The organism is Micromonospora sp. B11E3 (genome assembly GCF_039871625.1).
Classification (GTDB): domain Bacteria; phylum Actinomycetota; class Actinomycetes; order Mycobacteriales; family Micromonosporaceae; genus Micromonospora.
On record NZ_JBDPMC010000120.1, the window covers coordinates 1 to 14,907 of the forward strand.

13 protein-coding genes are annotated in these 14,907 nt (G+C 73.6%); 9 read left to right on the forward strand and 4 right to left on the reverse strand.

The genetic code is table 11. The annotated features are described in order from the left end of the window. Positions 1 to 287: 287 nt before the first annotated feature. Positions 288 to 629, forward strand: coding sequence for a hypothetical protein (locus ABGB16_RS31575; RefSeq protein ID WP_347671728.1), 342 nt, complete (start codon positions 288 to 290; stop codon positions 627 to 629). 44 nt (positions 630 to 673) lie between these two features. Here ABGB16_RS31575 and ABGB16_RS31580 read toward each other — a convergent pair whose 3' ends face one another. From ABGB16_RS31580 to ABGB16_RS31590, 3 genes are all read right to left on the reverse strand, one after another. Beyond that, positions 674 to 1,939: a DNA-processing protein DprA gene (locus ABGB16_RS31580; RefSeq protein WP_347671729.1), complete on the reverse strand. Its 1,266-nt coding sequence runs from the start codon at positions 1,937 to 1,939 to the stop codon at positions 674 to 676. Between the two features lie 73 nt (positions 1,940 to 2,012). Continuing rightward, positions 2,013 to 3,533, reverse strand: coding sequence for a YifB family Mg chelatase-like AAA ATPase (locus ABGB16_RS31585; RefSeq protein WP_347671730.1), 1,521 nt, complete (start codon positions 3,531 to 3,533; stop codon positions 2,013 to 2,015). A gap of 172 nt (positions 3,534 to 3,705) precedes the next feature. After that, positions 3,706 to 4,065 carry a YraN family protein gene (locus ABGB16_RS31590; protein WP_347671731.1) on the reverse strand — a complete coding sequence of 120 codons (360 nt, stop codon included), beginning with the start codon at positions 4,063 to 4,065 and terminating at the stop codon, positions 3,706 to 3,708. 463 nt (positions 4,066 to 4,528) lie between these two features. Between ABGB16_RS31590 and rpsB the strand changes: the two genes are divergently transcribed. The 7 genes from rpsB (at position 4,529) to ABGB16_RS31625 (ending at position 12,378) form a co-directional block, all read left to right on the forward strand. Beyond that, on the forward strand, positions 4,529 to 5,377 hold the full coding sequence (rpsB, locus tag ABGB16_RS31595; RefSeq protein WP_347671732.1) for a 30S ribosomal protein S2: 849 nt from the start codon (positions 4,529 to 4,531) through the stop codon (positions 5,375 to 5,377). A gap of 134 nt (positions 5,378 to 5,511) precedes the next feature. Further along, the gene (tsf, locus tag ABGB16_RS31600) at positions 5,512 to 6,339 is read left to right on the forward strand and encodes a translation elongation factor Ts (protein ID WP_347671733.1); all 828 of its coding nucleotides are present in this window, start codon (positions 5,512 to 5,514) and stop codon (positions 6,337 to 6,339) included. Between the two features lie 160 nt (positions 6,340 to 6,499). Then, the gene (gene pyrH, locus ABGB16_RS31605) at positions 6,500 to 7,267 is read left to right on the forward strand and encodes a UMP kinase (RefSeq protein WP_347671734.1); all 768 of its coding nucleotides are present in this window, start codon (positions 6,500 to 6,502) and stop codon (positions 7,265 to 7,267) included. 116 nt (positions 7,268 to 7,383) lie between these two features. Further along, entirely contained in the window at positions 7,384 to 7,941 is a 558-nt protein-coding gene (frr, locus tag ABGB16_RS31610) for a ribosome recycling factor (protein ID WP_347671735.1), read from the forward strand. A 444-nt stretch (positions 7,942 to 8,385) separates the two neighbouring features. Continuing rightward, complete coding sequence (locus ABGB16_RS31615; protein WP_347671740.1) at positions 8,386 to 9,771, forward strand: phosphatidate cytidylyltransferase; 1,386 nt, start codon at positions 8,386 to 8,388, stop codon at positions 9,769 to 9,771. Between the two features lie 104 nt (positions 9,772 to 9,875). After that, positions 9,876 to 11,027, forward strand: a complete 1,152-nt coding sequence (rlmN, locus tag ABGB16_RS31620; RefSeq protein WP_347671736.1) for a 23S rRNA (adenine(2503)-C(2))-methyltransferase RlmN — start codon at positions 9,876 to 9,878, stop codon at positions 11,025 to 11,027. Positions 11,028 to 11,058: 31 nt separating this feature from the next. Further along, positions 11,059 to 12,378 (forward strand): DivIVA domain-containing protein, encoded by a 1,320-nt coding sequence (locus ABGB16_RS31625; protein WP_347671737.1) that lies wholly within the window; start codon positions 11,059 to 11,061, stop codon positions 12,376 to 12,378. A 356-nt stretch (positions 12,379 to 12,734) separates the two neighbouring features. On the opposite strand, the gene ABGB16_RS31630 is transcribed toward ABGB16_RS31625, so the two are convergent. Continuing rightward, a complete protein-coding gene (locus tag ABGB16_RS31630; protein ID WP_347671738.1) occupies positions 12,735 to 12,956 on the reverse strand; it encodes a DUF2631 domain-containing protein in 222 nt (73 codons plus the stop codon). A gap of 247 nt (positions 12,957 to 13,203) precedes the next feature. Here ABGB16_RS31630 and ABGB16_RS31635 point away from each other — a divergent pair, with 247 nt between their 5' ends. Beyond that, on the forward strand, positions 13,204 to 14,778 hold the full coding sequence (locus ABGB16_RS31635) for a Rieske 2Fe-2S domain-containing protein (protein WP_347671739.1): 1,575 nt from the start codon (positions 13,204 to 13,206) through the stop codon (positions 14,776 to 14,778). Positions 14,779 to 14,907: the final 129 nt, after the last annotated feature.

Consider the following 14,907-nt stretch of genomic DNA (forward strand, 5'->3'; position numbering starts at 1 on the left):
GGAGTCGCCAAACGGACGTGGAGCCGACCGTAAGACCCCGCTCGCGGGGCAGGTGGCCGTGAAACGTCAACCCGGCACCGCCCCAGCAGGTCAGACCGGGACCGTCCCACCGCAAGGCAGGACTACCGATCACATGCCCACCAGAGCGCACTGATAGGTAACGGGTGGGCTTGGGAGACTGGGACACACGTCGGCGGTGCCAGCCCCGCCAACAGGCTGCCCCCATTCCCGCCCGCGCCGACACGACCCGGCCCGCGCGGGCGGCCCTCAGGAGGGAGGGACCGACCATGGGCCTGGACGTCGTCCTGTATCGACTGGTCCGCGCCGGCCCCGGCCGCGGACGCCCTGCGTACGTCACCGCGCAGGTGGTGGCCGACCCGCACGACGTACTGCTGGGTCTGGTCGAGCGGGCGCGCGACGCTGGGCGCAACCCGCTGCTGGACCGGCTCGACCCGCTCGGCGAGCTGATCGTGGCCGCCGAGCAGGTGCCGCAACTGGTCGCCGAGCTGCGGCAGCTGGCGGAAGCCGCGGAGAATCCGGCCGAGGTGGAGCACGTCCGGCGGCTGGTCGCGCTGGCCCGGCGGTGTCTGCGCGACCGCGACGTGCAACTCCGCTTCGAGGGTGACTGACCTGTCACGCATGTCGCCCGCACGGGCGGAGCGGCCGAGCACAGTCACGGCACAGTCCCGGGCGAGGCGTCGGGTGAGCGGGCCGGACCGGGTGGGACGCCGGGGGAGCGTGGATCACCGACTGGAGCACGAGCCCCCCGTGCTGCTGCTCCGGGCGCCAGCGCGTACCCGTCGTCGCGCCGGCGGACCATGCCCAGCTCCTCGAGCAGGGACAGCTTGCGCAGGGCGGTCCGGACGTCGACGCCGGCGCGGGCGGCCAGCCGGTCGACGCCGACAGCGCCGCGGCGGGGCATGGACTCCAGCACCAGCGTCGCGTCGTCGTCGAGCAGATCCCGGGCCTGGTGCGGCGCGCGGGCCGGAGGCGCCAGGTCGGCACCGATGCGGCCCACCTCCTCCAGCACGTGCGGCAGGCCCGTGACCAGGCGCGCGAACGGCTGTTCGCGCAGCATCTCGTGGGCGCCAACCGACATGGCGGAGGTGACCGGACCGGGCACCACCATGGCCCGGCGGCCGATGGCGAGGGCGCGGTTGACCGTCTGGGTCGCGCCGCTGCGTGCCGCCGCCTCCACCAGCACGGTGCCCAGGGCCGCCGCGGCGATCACCCGGTTGCGGATGAGGAACCGGGGCCTGAGCGGCGCCGCGCCCGGCATCCACTCGCTGACCAGCAGGCCGGTCTCGGCGATCCGGTCGAACAGCGCGGCGTTGCCCACCGGGTATGGCCGGTCGACGCCGCAGGCGAGCACGGCGACCGTCAGCCCGCCGGCGTTGAGGGCGCCCCGGTGCGCCGCGGCGTCGATGCCGAACGCGCCCCCGGAGACCACCGTCCAGTCCCGGTCGGCCAGCCCGTAGCCGATCTCGGTCGCCACGTGCAACCCGTACGGGGTGGCCGCCCGAGCGCCGACCACCGAGACGGACCGCTCGAACGCCTCCTGCAGCGGCCACGCCCCGCGTACCCAGAAGCAGAGCGGGGGAGCCGTCTCCCGGTCCACCCGCCGGTCGCCGCCCCGCAGGGCCAGCCGGCGCAGGTCGTCGACGCGTACCGGCCACTCCTCGTCACCGGGGGTGACGAGCCGGGCGCCGAGCCGCTCGGTGCGGGCCAGCGCGTCGGCCGCCACGGCCCGGGCGTCCCCCTCCCGGGACCGGGCCGCGACGGTCGCGCGCAGCGGTTCGTCCGGCGCGCCGCCGTCGAGCAGCAGGTCCAGCGTGCCCGCCGGACCGAGCCGGTCGACCAGCCGGTGCACCGACCAGGTGCCGGGCTCGGTGAGCCACGTCAACGCCACCCGGGCCAGCAGATCCTCGTCCCGGCTCATGCCGTCACCTCGCTACGCTCGGCGCCGTCATGAGCTGTGGCACTGAGCTGGCTGATTCGCTCGCTGCGCTCGCTCATGCCGCGTCCCCCATCCTGAGCTGCATTGCCTCGCGGACGTCGTCACGGTGCGGGCGGTCCCGCCCGTCGAGGTCGGCGATGGTCCACGCCATCCGGACGACCCGGTCGAAGCCACGCGCTGACAGCGCGCCCGAGTCCAGGCGGCCGCGCAGCTCGCGGGTGTCCCGTTCGGGCAACCGCCAGGGCGGCCGGCGCAGGCGGGGCCCGGGTATCTCGGCGTTGAGGCGCCAACCGGTACCCGCCCACCGGTCGGCCGCCGCCGCCCGAGCCGCGGCGACCCGGGTCGCCACCGCGGCCGACGCCTCGCCAGGCCCCGCCGACTCCATCAGCTCCGCCGCCCGCAGCGGCAGCAGCGTCACCTGCACGTCGATCCGGTCCAGCAGCGGCCCGGAGAGCCGCCCGAGATAGCGTCGACGGGCCTGCGGCGCGCATTCGCAGAAGGCGTCGCCGGCCGGCCGGGCGCAGGGGCAGGGGTTGGCCGCCAGCACCAGCTGTGTCCGGGCCGGGTACTCGGTGCCGCCCCGACTGCGGGCCAACTGCACGCGGCCGTGCTCCAGCGGCTGGCGCAGCGCCTCCAGCGCGCCCTTGCTGAACTCCGGCGCCTCGTCGAGGAAGAGCACCCCGCGGTGGGCCAGCGACACCGCGCCGGGGCGGGCCAGACCGGACCCGCCGCCGACCAGCGACGCGACCGTGGCGGTGTGGTGCGGCGCCTGGAACGGGGGACGGCGCAGCAACCGGCCGCCCGCGGGCAGCAGCCCGGCGATCGAGTGCAGCGCGGTGACCTCCAGTGCCGCGTCGTCGTCCAGTTCCGGCAGGATCGACGGCAGGCGCTCGGCGAGCATCGTCTTGCCCGCCCCCGGCGGCCCGAGCAGCGCCAGGTGGTGTCCGCCGGCCGCGGCGACCTCCAGCGCCCGCCGGCCCAGCGCCTGCCCGGCCACCTCGGCCAGGTCCGGCCCGCCGGAAGCGGCCGGCGGCGCGGTCGCGGGCGGCTCGATCAGCGGCGTACCGTCCCGGACGAACGCGACCAGCCGGTGCAGCGTGTCCACGGCGCGAACCCGCACGCCCGGGATGACAGCCGCCTCGGCGGCGTTGTCGACCGGGACGATCACCCGGTCCAGCCCGGCGCGTGCCGCGGCGGCCACCATCGGCAGCACCCCACGCACCGGCCGGACGGTGCCGTCGAGCCCGAGCTCGCCGAGGACCACCACCCGCTCCAACGGCAGCAGCGGCAGTTCCCCGGAGCCGCCGAGCAGCGCCGCCGCGATGGCCAGGTCGAACGCCGAGCCGAACTTCGGCATTGTCGCCGGCAGCAGGTTCAGCGTGATACGCCGGTTCGGCCACCGCTGGCCGGAGTTGACGATCGCGGCACGGACCCGGTCCCGGGCTTCATGCAGGGTGGTGTCCGGCAGCCCGGAGATCACCACGGCTGGCAGCCCGGGTGCCAGGTCGGCCTCCACCTCCACCACGTGGCCGGTCATCCCCACCAGGCCGACGCAGAGCACCTTCGCGTAGCTCATGTCGTCACCTCGCTGCGCTCGGCGCCGACATGAGGCGTCAACGCGCCGTGCCCGATGATTCGCTCGCTGCGCTCGCTCATCCCGTCACCTCGCTGCGCTCGGCGCCGCCATGAGCTGTGGTACTGAGCTGGCTGGTTCGCTCGCTGCGCTCGCTCACGCCCGGCCGCCCATCTCAGAACGCACCCTTGAGGTGCTCGACGCGGGCCGCGCCGGCGCCGGGCAGTTCGACGGAGAGGACGTCGAAGCGCACCTCCTCCGCGCTGGTCCCGGTCTCCGCCAGCCAGCGGGCGGCCAACCCGCGCAGGCGGCGGGCCTTCGCCGGTACGACCGCCTCGGCCGGCGCGCCGAACTCGGTGCTGCGGCGGGTCTTCACCTCGCAGAAGGCGAGCACGGGCCCGTCCCAGGCGATGATGTCGATCTCCCCCGCCGGGCAGCGCCAGTTCCGGGCGACCGGGCGCAGCCCCGCCCCGATCAGGTGCCGGACGGCGCACCGCTCCCCGTACGCGCCGACGGCCTGGTTCCGCTTCGTCATGCGTCGCACGATGCCGGGCCGAGGCGCCGCTCGGGGCGGCCCTGTGGACGACGCGAGCCGCTGTGGACAACCGGACGATCATGCCCACGGTGTGCTATGCGGCGCCCAACCACGCCGGCGAAACACCGTGTCGGCGACATTGCGGTGTCCAAGGCGCGCGGATGCCCCCATATCGGCGACACGGGTCGATCTTGTGGCCGACTGCGTCGATTCGTGGCCGTCGTCCGCTGATCCGCGCCCGCCGCGCGCCGCCCGCTGACCGGCGGGCGGGACAGGGGCGTACACTGGTCGACTGGCGACCGCGACGCGCGGTCGACCTCGCGCGCCCTCTCCACGAATTGTTGTGGGGCGGCGGCCTCCCTGGTCCCGATCATGGTCGGGCCCACCATGGCCGGCGACCGGGCGCCAGGCGCCCGGCCGCCGGCCGGGCGGGACAACCAGGGATTACGAGGAGTACCCCACCATGGCCGTCGTGACCATGCGCCAGCTGCTCGAGAGCGGTGTCCACTTCGGGCACCAGACCCGGCGCTGGAACCCGAAGATGAAGCGCTTCATCTTCACCGAGCGCAACGGTATCTACATCATCGACCTGCGCCAGACCCTCGACTACATCGAGAAGGCGTACGACTTCGTGCGCAACACCGTCGCCGAGGGCGGCAGCATCCTGTTCGTCGGCACCAAGAAGCAGGCCCAGGAGGCGATCGCCGAGCAGGCGACCCGGGTCGGCCAGCCGTACGTCAACCACCGCTGGCTCGGCGGCATGCTGACCAACTTCCAGACGGTGTACAAGCGGCTCCAGCGGATGAAGGAGCTGGAGGCCCTGGGTGACCTGAGCGGCACCGCCGCCGGGCACACCAAGAAGGAGACCCTGCAGCTGTCCCGCGAGAAGATCAAGCTGTCCCGCACCCTCGGTGGTCTGCGGGACATGCAGAAGCTGCCCGCCGCGGTCTGGGTGGTCGACACCAAGAAGGAGCACATCGCCGTCGACGAGGCCCGCAAGCTGGGCATCCCGGTGATCGCGGTGCTCGACACCAACTGCGACCCGGACGAGGTCGACTTCCCGATCCCCGGCAACGACGACGCCATCCGCTCCGCCGAGCTGCTGACCAAGGTCGTGGCCGCCGCCGTCGCCGACGGCCTCATCGCCCGCTCGGGCCGGCGTCGGGGCGGCGACGAGAAGCCGGAGCCGGGCCAGGTCGGCGCCGACGAGCCGCTGGCCGAGTGGGAGCGCGAGCTGCTGGAGGAGCCGAAGAAGGCCGACGAGCAGCCGAAGCAGGCCGACGAGCAGCCGGCGGCCGCCGCCGCGGAGTGACCGCACCGCCGCTGCCCCGCTGTCCGTTTTTCCGGGCGGCGGGGAGCGGCGGGTACGCCGGGCACATCCGGCCCGGATCCGGGTAACCGGCCCCCAGACCATCCCACCGCAGTCTCAACACCGAAGAGAGAGTCATGTCCAACTTCACCGCCGCGGACGTCAAGAAGCTCCGCGACCTGACCGGCGCCGGCATGATGGACTCCAAGAAGGCGCTGACCGAGGCCGAGGGCGACTTCGACAAGGCCATCGAGATCCTGCGCGTCAAGGGCGCCAAGGACGTCGGCAAGCGCGCCGGCCGCACCGCCGCGAACGGTCTGGTCGCGCACGCCGGCAAGGCGCTGCTGGAGCTCAACTGCGAGACCGACTTCGTCGCCAAGAACGACGCCTTCATCGCGCTGGCCCAGCAGTTGGTCGAGCACGGCGAGCGTAGCGGCGTGAGCAGCGCCGAGGAGCTGCTGGCCAGCAGCATCGACGGCAAGCCGGTCGCCGACCTGGTCCAGGAGCAGTCCGCCAAGATCGGTGAGAAGCTGGTGCTCAACCGCTTCGCCCGGCTGGAGGGCACCACCGCCGTCTACCTGCACCGGAAGAGCCAGGACCTGCCGCCGGCCGTCGGCGTGCTGGTGGAGTACGCCGGCAAGACCGACGAGGCCGGCGACGCCGACGCGCGCGGCGTGGCCATGCAGATCGCCGCGATGCGGCCGAAGTACCTCACCCGCGACGAGGTGCCGGCTGAGGTCGTCGAGTCCGAGCGGCGCATCGCCGAGCAGACCGCCCGCGAGGAGAACAAGCCCGAGGCGGCCCTGCCGAAGATCGTCGAGGGCCGGGTCAACGCCTTCTTCAAGGACTTCGTCCTGGTCGAGCAGGCGTCGGTAGCCGACAACAAGAAGACCGTCAAGCAGGTGCTGGCCGAGGCCGGCATCGAGGTGACCCGCTTCCTGCGGTTCGAGGTCGGCCAGGCCTGAGCCGCCGGATCGGGCGCTTGAGGCGCCCGTGGGCAGGGAACGTGGACGAGGAGGCCGCCGGTGTACGTGACAGGCACCGCGGCCTCCTCGTCACATAGGGTCAGCGACGGCAGGTATGCGGTAACCGGCGCACGGGGTGTGCCGGGGAAGGGCGGGGCGGATGACGCAGGTTGTGAGTGACCGGAGCCTGGCGGCGGATGATCCGACCGCCCCACCGCCCGGGCGGGCCCGCCGGGTGGTGCTGAAGCTGTCCGGCGAGGTCTTCGGCGGCGGCGCGATCGGCGTCGACCCGGACGTCGTGCAGGCCATCGCCCGGCAGATCGCCACCGTGGTCCGCCGCGGTGTGCAGGTCTCCGTGGTGGTCGGCGGCGGCAACTTCTTCCGCGGCGCGGAGCTGCAGAAGCGTGGCATGGACCGCGCCCGCGCCGACTACATGGGCATGCTGGGCACCGTGATGAACTGCCTCGCCCTCCAGGACTTCCTGGAGAAGGAGGGCATCGAGACCCGGGTGCAGAGCGCGATCACGATGGCCCAGGTCGCCGAGCCGTACATCCCGCTGCGCGCGATCCGGCACCTGGAGAAGGGCCGCGTGGTCATCTTCGGCGCCGGCGCCGGGATGCCGTACTTCTCCACCGACACGGTCGCCGCCCAGCGCGCCCTGGAGATCCGGGCCGACGTGGTGCTGATGAGCAAGAACGGGGTGGACGGCGTCTACACCGCCGATCCCCGGGTCGACCCGACCGCCAGCAAGCTCGACTCGATCACCTTCTCCGAGGTGCTGCGCCGCAACCTGCGGGTGGCCGACGCCGCCGCGTTCAGCCTGTGCATGGAGAACGGCCTGCCGATGCTGGTCTTCGGCGCGCAGGGCGACGACACCATCATCCGGGCGGTGGGCGGCGACAAGATCGGCACCCTGATCACCGCCTGAACGTCCGGTACGGCGGCGAACGCCCCGGCCGGTCGCGACGGCTCCGGCCCGCGACCAGCGGCCCTCCGACACGACAGCACAGCCCACGACGAGCACAGAAGGAGGCGAGGAGACCGGTGATCGACGACACCCTCCTCGAGGCCGAGGAGAAGATGGAGCGTGCGATCGAGCACGCCAAGGAGGAGTTCGGCGGGATCCGCACCGGCCGCGCCAACGCCGCCATGTTCTCCCGCATCATCATCGACTACTACGGCAGCCCCACGCCCCTGCCGCAGATGGCGTCCATCGGGGTCCCCGAGCCGCGGATGGTGATCATCAAGCCGTACGACAACTCGCAGATCGGCGCCATGGAGAGGGCGATCCGCGACTCCGACCTCGGCGTCAACCCGAACAACGAGGGCAACCAGCTGCGGATCCTGCTCCCGCAGATGACCGAGGAGCGCCGCCGCGAAATGATCAAGGTGGCCCGGCACAAGGGTGAGGAGGCCAAGGTGGCCATCCGCAACATCCGCCGGAAGGGCAAGGAGGAGCTGGACCGCCTCGTCAAGGACGGCGAGGTCGGCGAGGACGAGGGCCGGCGCGCCGAGAAGGACCTCGACGACCTGACCCAGAAGTATGTGGCGACCGTCGACGAGCTGGTCAAGCACAAGGAAGCCGAGCTTCTCGAGGTCTGATCGGCGACCGGCCCCGCGGCCGGCGCGACCCGCCGTGGCACCGGTGTGCCGCCGCCGTCGGGCGGCGGGACGCCGGTGCCTTCGTCGTTCCGGCCCGCTGGAAGGGACGTGCCGCCGGCCGGCTTGGGCCGCACGTCGGCGGGTTCGGGCCCCGCTGACCGGCTCGGGGCCGCACGTCCGGCTGGTTCGGATGCCCCCGTCGGCCGGCCCGGGCGGCACGCGGCGTGTCGGGCCCAGGGCCCCGCCCGGCGCCGACGGGGCGGCCCTCGTCCGCCGTGCGCGGGCGGCCGGTGCAGTAGGCTCGGCACGATTCCGGCCACCGTGCGGTGAACAGCCGGGGTCGGCCGGCCGTCGGCCGGTCAACCGGACAGCACAGTCGTTGTAGGGGATGGTCTTGGTCGCACGTCATGTGGTGAGCCCCGTACCGCGTCCGCTCGGTGCGTGATGTCTCACCTCGACCCCTACAGCGGCGCCGAGCCCCGTGGCTGGGACCGGCCGGACGCCCCGGCCGCGTTGCCCTGGCCCGACCGTGAGCTGGAACCGGGGACGTGGGCCCGTGGCGGGGCCCCCGACGCGTACGCGCCGACCGTCCCCGACGCCCGGCCCGAGCCGCGTCGCCCGGCGGCCCGCGGCCCGGTCCCGTTCGGTGTCGACGCCACCGACCCGTTCGGCGTCGACGCCACCGACCCGTACGGCGCCCGCCCGGTCCCCGGGGACGACGAGCCGGCCTGGGGCGGCGGCCACCTGCCCGGCGGCGCGAGCCGGGGCGACGCGTTCCGGACGCCGTACCCCGATGACGCGACGCAGTCCCTGCCCGTGTACGCCGACGACGCGACGCAGTCGCTCCCGGCGTACCGGTCAGGCGCGGGCGAGCCCGGCGGGGGTCGTGGGCCCGGCGGGCACCCGTACCCGCCGGAGCCGGTGGATCCCGGGCCCGAGCGGCCCCCGGGCCGCCGGCAGCCCGGCCGGCGCCGGGCCAGCGCGGACCGCCCGCCCACCCAGCAGGCGTCGCACGGCCGGGCGGGCCGTAACCTGCCCGCCGCCATCGCCGTGGGCGTCGGTCTCGGCGCCGCGGTCCTCCTGCCGCTGTTCCTCTACCAGCCGGCCTTCCTGGTCGTGATCGCGGCGGCCGTGGCCGTCGGCACCTGGGAGATGACCCGGGCGGTCCGCCGCGGCGGCGCGCACCCGCCGCTGGCGCCGCTGGTCACCGGCGGCGTGCTCACGGTCGGGCTGGCCTGGTTCGCCGGCCCGGACGCGCTCAGCCTGGGCCTGTTGGTCACCGTGCTCGGCACGATGATCTGGCGGCTCGGCGACGGGCCCGGCAACTACCAGCGCGATCTGACCGCGGCCACGCTGATCGCCGTGTACGTGCCGTTCCTCGGTGGGTTCGCGGCGATGCTCGCCGCCGCGCCCGACGACGGGAAGTTGCGCGTGCTGGTCACGCTGGTCGCGGTCGTGCTCTCCGACACGGGCGGGTACGCCGCCGGCGTCGCCTTCGGCAAGCACCCGATGGCCCCGACGGTCAGCCCGAAGAAGTCCTGGGAGGGCTTCGCGGGCTCGGTCACCGCCGCGGCGGCCGGCAGCGCCCTGCTGCTCTGGCTGCTGTTCGACGTGGCGCCCTGGTGGGGCGCGGTGTTCGGGGTGGCCGTGTCGTGCGCGGCGGTCCTCGGCGACCTGGCGGAGTCCATGATCAAGCGGGACCTGGGCGTGAAGGACATGAGCAACCTGCTGCCCGGGCACGGCGGCCTGATGGACCGCCTCGACTCGATTCTCTTCGCGGTGCCCACCGCGTACCTGTTACTGGCTGTGTTCGTCCCGCTGGCGGGTTGAGGCATGTATCACGCCGGTCAGCCCGTTCCGGCCGCGCGGCCGGGGGCGATTCGGCACCTCCGGACAGGTGCGCACGGCAAACGGCGTGGGAGACTGGACAGGTCATGACGAGCCTGCCGCTGATCCCCATTGCCCTGGAAGCCCCCGCCGCACGCCGTGCGGCCATGCCGCCCCGGCATCTCGCCGACCTCGACCTGCCCGGCCGGCGGGCCCTGGTCGCCGAGCTGGGTGAGCCGGCGTTCCGCGCGAAGCAGATCTCCACCCACTACTTCGGGCGGCTGGTCCGCGACCCGGCCCTGATGACGGACCTGCCCGCCACCGCCCGGGACCGGCTGGCGGGGGAGCTGCTGCCCACGCTGCTGACCCCGGTCCGCGAGCTGGCCTGCGACGGCGGCGCCACCCGCAAGGCGCTCTGGCGGCTGCACGACGGGTCACTGGTGGAGAGCGTGCTGATGGGCTACCCGGACCGGGTCACCGTCTGCATCTCCAGCCAGGCCGGCTGCGGCATGGCCTGCCCGTTCTGCGCCACCGGCCAGGCCGGGCTGACCCGCAACCTCTCCACCGCCGAGATCGTCGACCAGGCGGTCTACCTGGCCGGCGTGGCCGCCTCGGGGGCGGTCGCCGGGTCCCCGCCGCGCCTGTCGCACGTCGTCTTCATGGGCATGGGTGAGCCGCTGGCCAACTACTCGCGGGTCGTCGCCGCGATCCGGCGGCTGGTCGCCCCGGCTCCGGAGGGGCTCGGCCTGTCCCAGCGGCACATCACCGTCTCCACGGTCGGCCTGGTCCCGGCGATCCGCCGGCTGGCCAGCGAGGACCTCTCGGTGACCCTTGCGCTGTCCCTGCACGCGCCCGATGATGAGCTGCGCGACGAGCTCGTGCCGGTCAACCAGCGCTGGAAGGTGGCCGAGGTGCTGGACGCGGCGTGGGACTACGCGGCCCGCACGGGCCGCCGGGTGTCGATCGAGTACGCGATGATCAAGGACGTGAACGACCAGCCGTGGCGGGCCGACCTGCTCGGTCGGTTGCTGGCCGGCAGGCTGGCCCACGTGAACCTCATTCCGCTCAACCCGACGCCGGGCAGCCGTTGGGACGCGAGCCCCAAGCCCGTCGAACGGGAGTTCGTCCGCCGCCTGCGCGAGGCCGGCGTGTCCACGACGGTGCGGGACACCCGCGGGCGCGAGATCGACGGCGCGTGCGGGCAGCTTGCCGCTGCCGAGGACAGCGGCACCCCCGCGGCGCGGGAGACAACGGTGTGACCGGGCGTAGCGAACAGGACCAGGAGACATAGTGGCGAGTCAGGGGCAGCGTTTCCGGCGTAAGGCGCTCCGCCGGGGATACAAGGTCGACGAGGTGGACGCCTTCCTCGACCGGGTCGAGGCGACGCTCGACGGCCAGCCGGTCGGCGCGCCCGTGGCCTCCCAGGAGGTCCACGACGTCGTCTTCCGGGTCCGCTTCAACGGCTACGACGAGTGGCAGGTCGACCTGCACCTCGACCGCGTCGAGCGGCAGTTGGCCGAGTTGGAGGAGCGCGGCGGAGTGGCCGGTCGCGGCGGTGACCCCCGAATGGGCGACCGGCTCGGCCCGCCGGAGCGGATGGCCGCGCCCCCGATGCGCGACGATCGGGGACCTGCCCCGATGCGCGATGATCGGGGTCCCGCCCCGATGCGCGACGACCGGGGACCTGGCCCGATGCGGGACGACCGGGGACCTGCCCCGATGCCGCCGCCGATGCCACCCCGGCCGATGCCGGCGCAGGCTGGTCCGCCCGATCGTTACGGCCGCTACGACGAGCCGACCGGCGCCTTCGCCGGGGGCAACTACGACGGCCCGCGCGGCGGGTACGACGCCCCCCGCGGCCCGGGTGCTCCCGGTGGTCCGGGTGGCCACGGTGGTCCCGGTGGCCATGGCGGCCCGGGTGGTCCCGGTGGCCATGGCGGCCCGGGTGCTCCGGGTGGCCACGGTGGCCCGGGTGCTCCGGGTGGTCCGATGGGTCCCGGCGCGGGACATGGCGGCCCGCCGTCCAGGGGCCTGTCCGGCGGGCCCGGCGGCTACGGGCCGGACGACCGGTTCGACGGCTTCGAGGCGGGCCGGCGCGGCCGCGCCGACATGACCGCCGAAATCCGGATGCCCGAGCGGGACCTGCGCGAGCTGCGCGGGCGCGGGCCGGGCGGCCCGCCGCCGATGCCGCAGCAGCCGCACGGTGGCCCCGTCGGTGGCCCGCCGATGGGCGGTCCGCCCCCGGTCGCCGGCCCCCCGCCGATGGCTGGTCCGCCCCCGGTCGCCGGCCCCCCGCCGATGGCTGGTCCGCCGATGGGCGGCCCCCCCGCGGGCGGTCCCCCGATGGCCGGCCCTCCCGGCAGTGACCTGTACCGGGTCGACCAGATCCGCCGCAGCTTCCAGGTCCGCCGGTTCGGCAGCGGGTACGACCCCGACCAGGTCGACCGGCTCTTCGACGGGATCCTCGGCGCCATGGCCGGCCGCGGCCCCATGCCGGTCAACCCGAAGGAACTGGACACGCTGCGCTTCGGCCTGGTGCCGGGCGGCTACTTCGAGGCCGAGGTCGACGCGGCACTCAAGGAGGTCCAGGACATCCTGTTCGGCCGCTGACGGCGACTCTCGGCCTGCCGGGACGGGCCCGTGCCGCGCCCGTCCCGAGTTCCCTGCCGTCCGGCGTCGGGTTCCCTGCCGTCCGGCGTTGGGTTCCCTGCCGTCCGGCGTTGGGTTCCCTGCCGTCCGGCGTCGGGTTCCCTGCCGTCCGGCGTCGGGTTCCCTGCCGTCCGCCCCGGCGCCCGTGCCGTCCCCGCCGGCGCCCGTGCCGTCCGTGCTGGTAGGCGCGGTGACCTCCGTGCGGTGGTCGCCGCGGTCGTACCGACGACGAGGGCCCGCCCCGGGCAGGGGGCGGGCCCTCGATGCGTCGGATGCCGGGGTGCGACCGCCGGCCGGGCGGGTGTGCCGCCCCTCGGTCAGGACCGCAGGCCGTTGCGGCGCAGCACGGCGTCGCCGACGACGATGGCCAGCAGCAGCACGGCCAGGCCGACCAGCCAGATGTCCTCGACCCTGCCCTCGTGGTTGCCGCAGAGCATCGCCAGCAGCACCAGCGCGGTGAGCACCGCACCGATCCGCCCGGCCTTGCGGTGCCCGGGCTTGTGCTGATCTGGGGACGTCACCGGCTCGCTTCCTGCCACTGTCGGTCCTTCCTCGCGATCGGATCTCCGGTTAGTCTGGCACGCCACATGCCTGGCCTGGCGCGGTGGGGGCTTCCCGTGCAGGGTCGGGCGGAGCGGGACGCCCAGCGCCACGACGGGCGGCCCGAGGAAGTTCGGCCCCCACCGGCCCGGGTCGACCGGCACTGGTGGCGTCGCGGGTCGGCGATCACACCGGCTCCGGTAGCGTCGAGGCGTACGCCTGATTGTCGTTTCGAGGGGGACTGCGGTGCGAGTGACCGGTACGGGACATGCCAGCATGCGGATCGACACGGCCGCGGGCAGCATCCTGTGCGACCCGTGGGTCAATCCCGCCTACTTCGCCTCGTGGTTCCCCTTCCCCGACAACTCCCAGCTCGACTGGGAGCGCCTGGGCCAGGTCGACTACCTGTACGTGTCGCACCTGCACCGGGACCACTTCGACGCCAAGCACCTGCGCGACTTCGTGTCCAAGGACGCGACCGTCCTGCTGCCCGAGTTTCCCACCTCGGAGATGGAGGACGAGCTGCGGGCGCTGGGCTTCACGAAGTTCCTCAAGGCGCCGAACGAGCAGGTCGTGGAGCTGCCCGGCGGCCTGAAGATCATGATCCAGGCGCTGACCAGCCCGACCGACGGCCCGATCGGCGACTCGTCGTTGTGGGTGGAGTACGACGGCGTACGGCTGCTCAACCAGAACGACGCCCGGCCGGCCGACCTGAGCGTCTTCGCCGAGCTGGGCCACGTGCACGCGCACCTGCTCCAGTTCTCCGGGGCGATCTGGTACCCGATGGTCTACGAGCTGCCGCAGTCGGCGAAGACGGCGTTCGGCAAGCAGAAGCGGGAGCGGCAGTTCGACCGCACCTGGCGCTACATCGACGACCTGAAGGCCGACCACGTCTTCCCGATCGCCGGCCCGCCGTGCTTCCTCGACGACGCGCTGTGGCAGTTCAACGACATCCACGGCGACGAGGGCAACATCTTCCCCGACCAGTCGGTCTTCCTGTCCGAGTACGCCAAGGTCGGCGGCACCAACGGGGTGGTGCTGCTGCCGGGCAGCGTCGCCGAGGTCACCGCCGAGGGCTGCGAGACCACGCACCCGGTGCCCGTGGCGGAGTTCTTCGCGAACAAGGCCGCCCACCTGGAGGAGATGCGGGAGCGCAAGCGCGGGATCATCGAGGCCGAGAAGGCGTCCTGGCGGCACCCCGAGCTCGACGTGCTCGGCGAGATGAAGCGGCGGATCGAGCCGCTGCTGGACGAGTCGATCTACCTGGCCAAGGGGGTGGGCGGCCCGGTCCGCTTCGACCTCGTCGGGACCGACGACGCAGGCGGCGAGTCGGTTGAATCGATCGTGGTGGACTTCCCGGGCAAGGAGGTCCGCCCGTACGCCGACGAGAAGGTGCGCTACCGGTTCCGTACCGAGCGGGCGCTGGTGGAGCACCTGCTGCACACCGGCGAGGTGGACTGGGTCAACTCGCTGTTCCTGTCCTGCCGCTTCTCGGCGGCCCGGATCGGGCAGTACAACGAGTTCGTCTACGCGTTCTTCAAGTGCCTGTCGGAGGAGCGCCTCCAGTACGCCGAGGGCTGGTACGACGAGCACGAGCGGGCGGTCGACGCCGAGGACATCACGATCGGCGACTGGGTGGTGCAGCGCCGCTGCCCGCACCTGAAGGCGGACCTGAGCCGCTTCGGCATCGTCGAGGGCGACCAGCTCACCTGCCAGTTGCACGGCTGGAAGTTCGACCTGGGCAGCGGCCGCTGCCTCACCAGCGTCGGCCACAAGATCCGCGCCCACCGCGCCGACGCCGCCGCCACCCAGGCGGGCTGACCCGCCCTCGCCCCCTCTCGCGATCTTGCACTTTCTGCCCCGACAAATGAGGCGAAAGCCGCAAACGAGGGGCCCAAAGTGCAAGATCGCGGAGCAGGGTGGCGGGGCAGGGGCGGGGCAGGGGCGGGG

What these genes read in the sequence shown, in the direction of transcription:
- ABGB16_RS31615 (WP_347671740.1), top strand. Translation starts at nt 8,386, where the DNA reads ATGTCTCACCTCGACCCCTACAGCGGCGCCGAGCCCCGTGGCTGGGAC.
- ABGB16_RS31575 (WP_347671728.1), top strand. Translation starts at nt 288, where the DNA reads ATGGGCCTGGACGTCGTCCTGTATCGACTGGTCCGCGCCGGCCCCGGC.
- ABGB16_RS31590 (WP_347671731.1), bottom strand. Translation starts at nt 4,065, where the DNA reads ATGACGAAGCGGAACCAGGCCGTCGGCGCGTACGGGGAGCGGTGCGCC.
- tsf (WP_347671733.1), top strand. Translation starts at nt 5,512, where the DNA reads ATGTCCAACTTCACCGCCGCGGACGTCAAGAAGCTCCGCGACCTGACC.
- ABGB16_RS31580 (WP_347671729.1), bottom strand. Translation starts at nt 1,939, where the DNA reads ATGAGCCGGGACGAGGATCTGCTGGCCCGGGTGGCGTTGACGTGGCTC.
- ABGB16_RS31585 (WP_347671730.1), bottom strand. Translation starts at nt 3,533, where the DNA reads ATGAGCTACGCGAAGGTGCTCTGCGTCGGCCTGGTGGGGATGACCGGC.
- rpsB (WP_347671732.1), top strand. Translation starts at nt 4,529, where the DNA reads ATGGCCGTCGTGACCATGCGCCAGCTGCTCGAGAGCGGTGTCCACTTC.
- pyrH (WP_347671734.1), top strand. Translation starts at nt 6,500, where the DNA reads ATGACGCAGGTTGTGAGTGACCGGAGCCTGGCGGCGGATGATCCGACC.
- rlmN (WP_347671736.1), top strand. Translation starts at nt 9,876, where the DNA reads ATGACGAGCCTGCCGCTGATCCCCATTGCCCTGGAAGCCCCCGCCGCA.